Annotated in this window: 4 protein-coding genes and 1 pseudogene; all 5 read right to left on the bottom strand. The window is 67.7% G+C overall.

Going from position 1 to position 3,823, the window contains the following annotated elements; genetic code table 11:
- Positions 1-34 precede the first annotated feature (34 nt).
- Positions 35-682, bottom strand: a pseudogene (locus AB7U92_RS23470) (lipoyl synthase); the annotation flags it as partial.
- A gap of 15 nt (positions 683-697) precedes the next feature.
- Positions 698-1,357, bottom strand: coding sequence for a lipoyl(octanoyl) transferase LipB (lipB, locus tag AB7U92_RS23465; protein WP_428582659.1), 660 nt, complete (start codon positions 1,355-1,357; stop codon positions 698-700).
- An 8-nt stretch (positions 1,358-1,365) separates the two neighbouring features.
- Positions 1,366-1,641 (bottom strand): DUF493 family protein, encoded by a 276-nt coding sequence (locus AB7U92_RS23460; protein WP_428582657.1) that lies wholly within the window; start codon positions 1,639-1,641, stop codon positions 1,366-1,368.
- 58 nt (positions 1,642-1,699) lie between these two features.
- Positions 1,700-2,587, bottom strand: coding sequence for a D-amino acid aminotransferase (locus tag AB7U92_RS23455; protein WP_428582655.1), 888 nt, complete (start codon positions 2,585-2,587; stop codon positions 1,700-1,702).
- 34 nt (positions 2,588-2,621) lie between these two features.
- A complete protein-coding gene (locus tag AB7U92_RS23450) occupies positions 2,622-3,797 on the bottom strand; it encodes a D-alanyl-D-alanine carboxypeptidase family protein (RefSeq protein ID WP_428582653.1) in 1,176 nt (391 codons plus the stop codon).
- Between the last annotated feature and the right edge of the window lie 26 nt (positions 3,798-3,823).

The raw sequence follows: 3,823 nt of genomic DNA, 5'->3' as shown, positions 1-3,823 counted from the left end.
TGAAGCGCTTGAGCAGGTTCAGACTGAAGGCTTAGTCCGAGCCGGGGCGAGCTTCCTTGTACAGGCGCGGCACCGTCTCGAGGTTGTGGTTCATGACGTCCGGCGGCGCGGCCTTGAGAATGTCGAGCGCCCGGTCCATGCGGCCGCGGAAATCCGGCGTGAGGATCTCGATGCGCGTGGCCGGCGAGAGCTCGCGCACCTGGCGGATGCACTCGACGAAGTGGCCGGCGCCGCCGTCGCGCAGGTCGTCGCGGTCGACGCTGGTGATCACCACGTACTTGAGCTTCAGCGCCGCGATGGTCTTGGCCAGGTTCAGCGGCTCGTCGGCATCGAGCGGGTCGGGCCGGCCGTGGCCGACGTCGCAGAACGGGCAGCGCCGCGTGCACTTGTCGCCCATGATCATGAAGGTGGCCGTGCCGTGGCCGAAGCACTCACCGATGTTCGGGCAGGACGCCTCTTCGCACACCGTGTGCAGCTTGTGCTCGCGCAGGATCTGCTTGATCTCGTAGAAGCGCGTGCTCGGCGAGCCGGCCTTCACGCGGATCCAGTCGGGCTTCTTCAGCGTCTCGGCGGGTGCGATCTTGATCGGGATGCGCGCCGTCTTGGCCTGCGACTTCTGCTTCGCGGTGGCGTCGTACTCGGCGGCAGGCTGGGCTTGATGGGTGACGTTCTCGGTCGGCATGCGCGTGGCCCTGGCTCAGGGACTGAGGTGCGACGCCAGCTTGTCTCCGAGTCGCGCCGCGACGGTGTCCCAGTCGGTGGAAACCCCGAGTCTAGCCAAGTCGACTGTCGCCAGGCCGGCATAGCCGCACGGATTGATGCCGTCGTAGGGGCTCAGGTCCATCGCCACGTTGAGCGCCACGCCGTGGTAGGTGCAGTGGCGCGAGACCTTGATGCCCAGCGCCGCGATCTTGCCCAGGCCCTCGAACGGGTCGCGGCGCGGGCCGGTCAGCGCCGCGTGGCCGAACGGGTCGTCCAGGCGCACGTAGATGCCGGGCGCCCCGCTGACGCGATGGCCGGTGACGCCGAAGCTCTCCAGCACCTTGATCACGCTGTGCTCGAGGCGGTAGACGTATTCCTTGACGAAGATGTGCAGCCGCTGCAGGTCGATCAGCGGGTAGGCGACCACCTGCCCCGGGCCGTGATAGGTGACCTGCCCGCCGCGGTTGGTCTGCACCACGGGGATGCCGTGCGGGTTCAGCACGTGGTCGGCCTGGCCGGCGACGCCCTGCGTGTAGACCGGGTCGTGCTCGCACAGCCAGATCTCGTCGGGCGTGTTCGCATCGCGCTTCGCGGTGAACTCGCGCATCGCCTCCACGGTGGCCGCATAGTCGACGCGGCCGAGGCGCCTGACGATCGGCTCGCTCAGAGCACCACCTTCACCATCGGGTGGGTGGACAGCGTGCGGTACAGCTCGTCGAGCTGCTCGCGGCTGGTGGCGGTGATGGTGATGGTCACGCCGAGGTAGTTGCCGGCCTTGCTCGGGCGCGTCTCGATGCTGCCGGCATCGAAGCCCGGATCGAACTGCTGCGCGACCATCACGATCGCCTCGGCAAAACCCTCGACGTTCGCGCCCATCACCTTGATGGGGAACTGCGAGGGGTACTCGATCAGCGACTGCTCCGGCGGGATGTCTCTCATGGCGGCGTTCATCCTTCCCGATCTGGGGCCGGATCGCGGCGGTTCAATCAGGTCCTGATCAGATCGACTGCGTGACCTTGGCGCGCTGGTAGGCCTCGTACAGGCGCGCGTATACCGGCCCCGGCTTGCCGCGAAGCGCACCGTGGCCAACCGGCTGGCCATCCAGCGTGGTCACCGGCAACACCTCCTTCGTGGCCGAGCTGAGCAGCAGTTCGTCAGCGGCCAGCACCTCGCCCTCGGGAATCGGGCGCAGGTTGTAGGCGATGCCCTCTTCCTCGCACAGCTCGCGGATCAGGTCGTAGCGGATGCCCTCGAGCACGTGCTCGCTCTTCGGCGGGCCGAGGACGGCACCCTCGTGCACCACCCAGACATTGCTGGCCGACGCCTCGGTGAGGTAGCCGTCGCGGAACATGACGGTCTCCACCGCACCCTTGTCGGCCGACATCTGCCGCGCCAGCACGTTGCCCAGCAGCGAGGTGCTCTTGATGTCGCCGCGCTCCCAGCGGAAGTCGCGGGCCGTCACGCAGGCCACGCCGTGGTGGCGCTGCTCGGCGCTGGCCGGCTTCATCGGGCTGGCCATCATGAAGACGGTCGGCTCGATGTCCGGCGGCATGACGTGGTCGCGCAGCGCCACGCCGCGCGTGACCTGGATGTAGACGAGCTGGTCGAGCGCGCCGGTCTTGTCGGTCAGCGCCGCCACCAGCTTGCGCGAACGCTCCAGCCACTGCTCGGCCGAGGCCGGGTTGGCGATGCGCAGCTTGGCGAGACTGCGGCCCAGCCGCGCCAGATGCTCGTCGAACCGGAACAGCCGCCCGCCGTAGACCGGCACGACCTCGTAGATGCCGTCGCCGAAGATGAAGCCGCGATCGAGCACCGACACCTTCGCGTCGCGCAACGCGGTGTACTCACCGTTGAGAAAACACAGCGTGTCGGGCAAGGTCTGCATGGCGTCTCCTGGCGGGGCGTTCAGCTTACTACGCTCACTTGATCCACAGTCGGATGGCGTCCCAGGCGCGGCCGAAGATGCCGGCCTCGTCGATCTGCTCCAGCACCACCAGCGGCACCTCGGCCACCGGGGCTCCGGCGGCCGTGCTGACCTTGATCATGCCGACCTTCTGGCCCTTGGCCAGCGGCGCGACCAGCGGATCGGTACGCTCGATCTTCGTCACCAGCTTGCCGCCTTCACCCTTGGGCACGCTGGCGAACACGCCGGTCTCGGCGCCCAGCTTCGCCTCGTTGGCCTTGCCCTTCCACACCGGCGGCGTGGCGATGGCCTTACCCGGCTCGAACAGGCGCACGGCGTCCCACGCCGCGTAGCCCCAGTTGAGCAGCTTCTGGCTCTCGGTGGCGCGCGCCTCCATCGAGGCGGTGTTCAGCACCACGCTCAGCAGGCGGCGCTTGCCGTTGGGGAAGTCACGCTGCGCGCTGGCGATCAGGCAGTAGCCCGCGGCCTCGGTGTAGCCGGTCTTCATGCCGTCGACGGTCGGGTCGCGCGACAGCAGCACGTTGCGGTTGTTCTCGTTGCTCGCCGGCGCACCCTCGTAGCGGTACTTCTTCGTCGAGTAGATCGGATAGAACTCCGGGAAGTCCTTGATGATGTGCGAGGCGATCACCGCGAGGTCGCGCGCCGTGCTGTGGTGGCCCGGCTCGGTCAGGCCGGTCACGTTCTTGAACGAGGTGTTCTTCAGGCCGAAGGCCTGGGCCTGGCGGTTCATCATGTCGACGAAAGCCGGCAGGCTGCCGGCCACGCCCTCGGCCAGCGCCACGGAGGCGTCGTTGCCGCTGTTGACGATCATGCCGCGCAGCAGGTCGGAGACCTTGGGCGTGTTGCGCGGCTCGATGAACATCAGCGAGCCGCCGCCCTTGCGCTCTTCCCAGGCGCGCAGCGACACCGGCATCGTCTGGTCCTCGGAGATCTTCTTGTCGCGGATGGCGCTGAAGACGACATAGGCCGTCATCAGCTTTGTCAGCGAGGCCGGATCGGCCGGCGCATCCGCATTGCGCTCGGCGAGCACCTGGTTGCTGGTCATGTCCAACACCAGGTAGCTCTTGGCCGCCACCTCGGGCGGCTGCGGCATCTGTGCCTGTGCGGTCGTGGAGGTAGCGAACGGAACGGCAAAGGCCAGCACAGCCAGCCAGGAAGCGAGTCTCTTCATCGGAGGTATGGAAAGCGGAGGGGCAG

This window comes from Piscinibacter sp., from assembly GCF_050175855.1.
In the GTDB taxonomy this organism is placed as follows: Bacteria; Pseudomonadota; Gammaproteobacteria; order Burkholderiales; family Burkholderiaceae_C; genus Piscinibacter.
The sequence above is the reverse complement of the archived record's forward strand: the minus strand, read 5'-3'. Positions and strand labels throughout refer to the sequence as shown.

Bases quoted from the DNA above. Each gene is read 5' to 3' on its own strand.
- AB7U92_RS23460 (WP_428582657.1), bottom strand. From the start codon at position 1,641: ATGAGAGACATCCCGCCGGAGCAGTCGCTGATCGAGTACCCCTCGCAG.
- AB7U92_RS23450 (WP_428582653.1), bottom strand. From the start codon at position 3,797: ATGAAGAGACTCGCTTCCTGGCTGGCTGTGCTGGCCTTTGCCGTTCCG.
- AB7U92_RS23455 (WP_428582655.1), bottom strand. From the start codon at position 2,587: ATGCAGACCTTGCCCGACACGCTGTGTTTTCTCAACGGTGAGTACACC.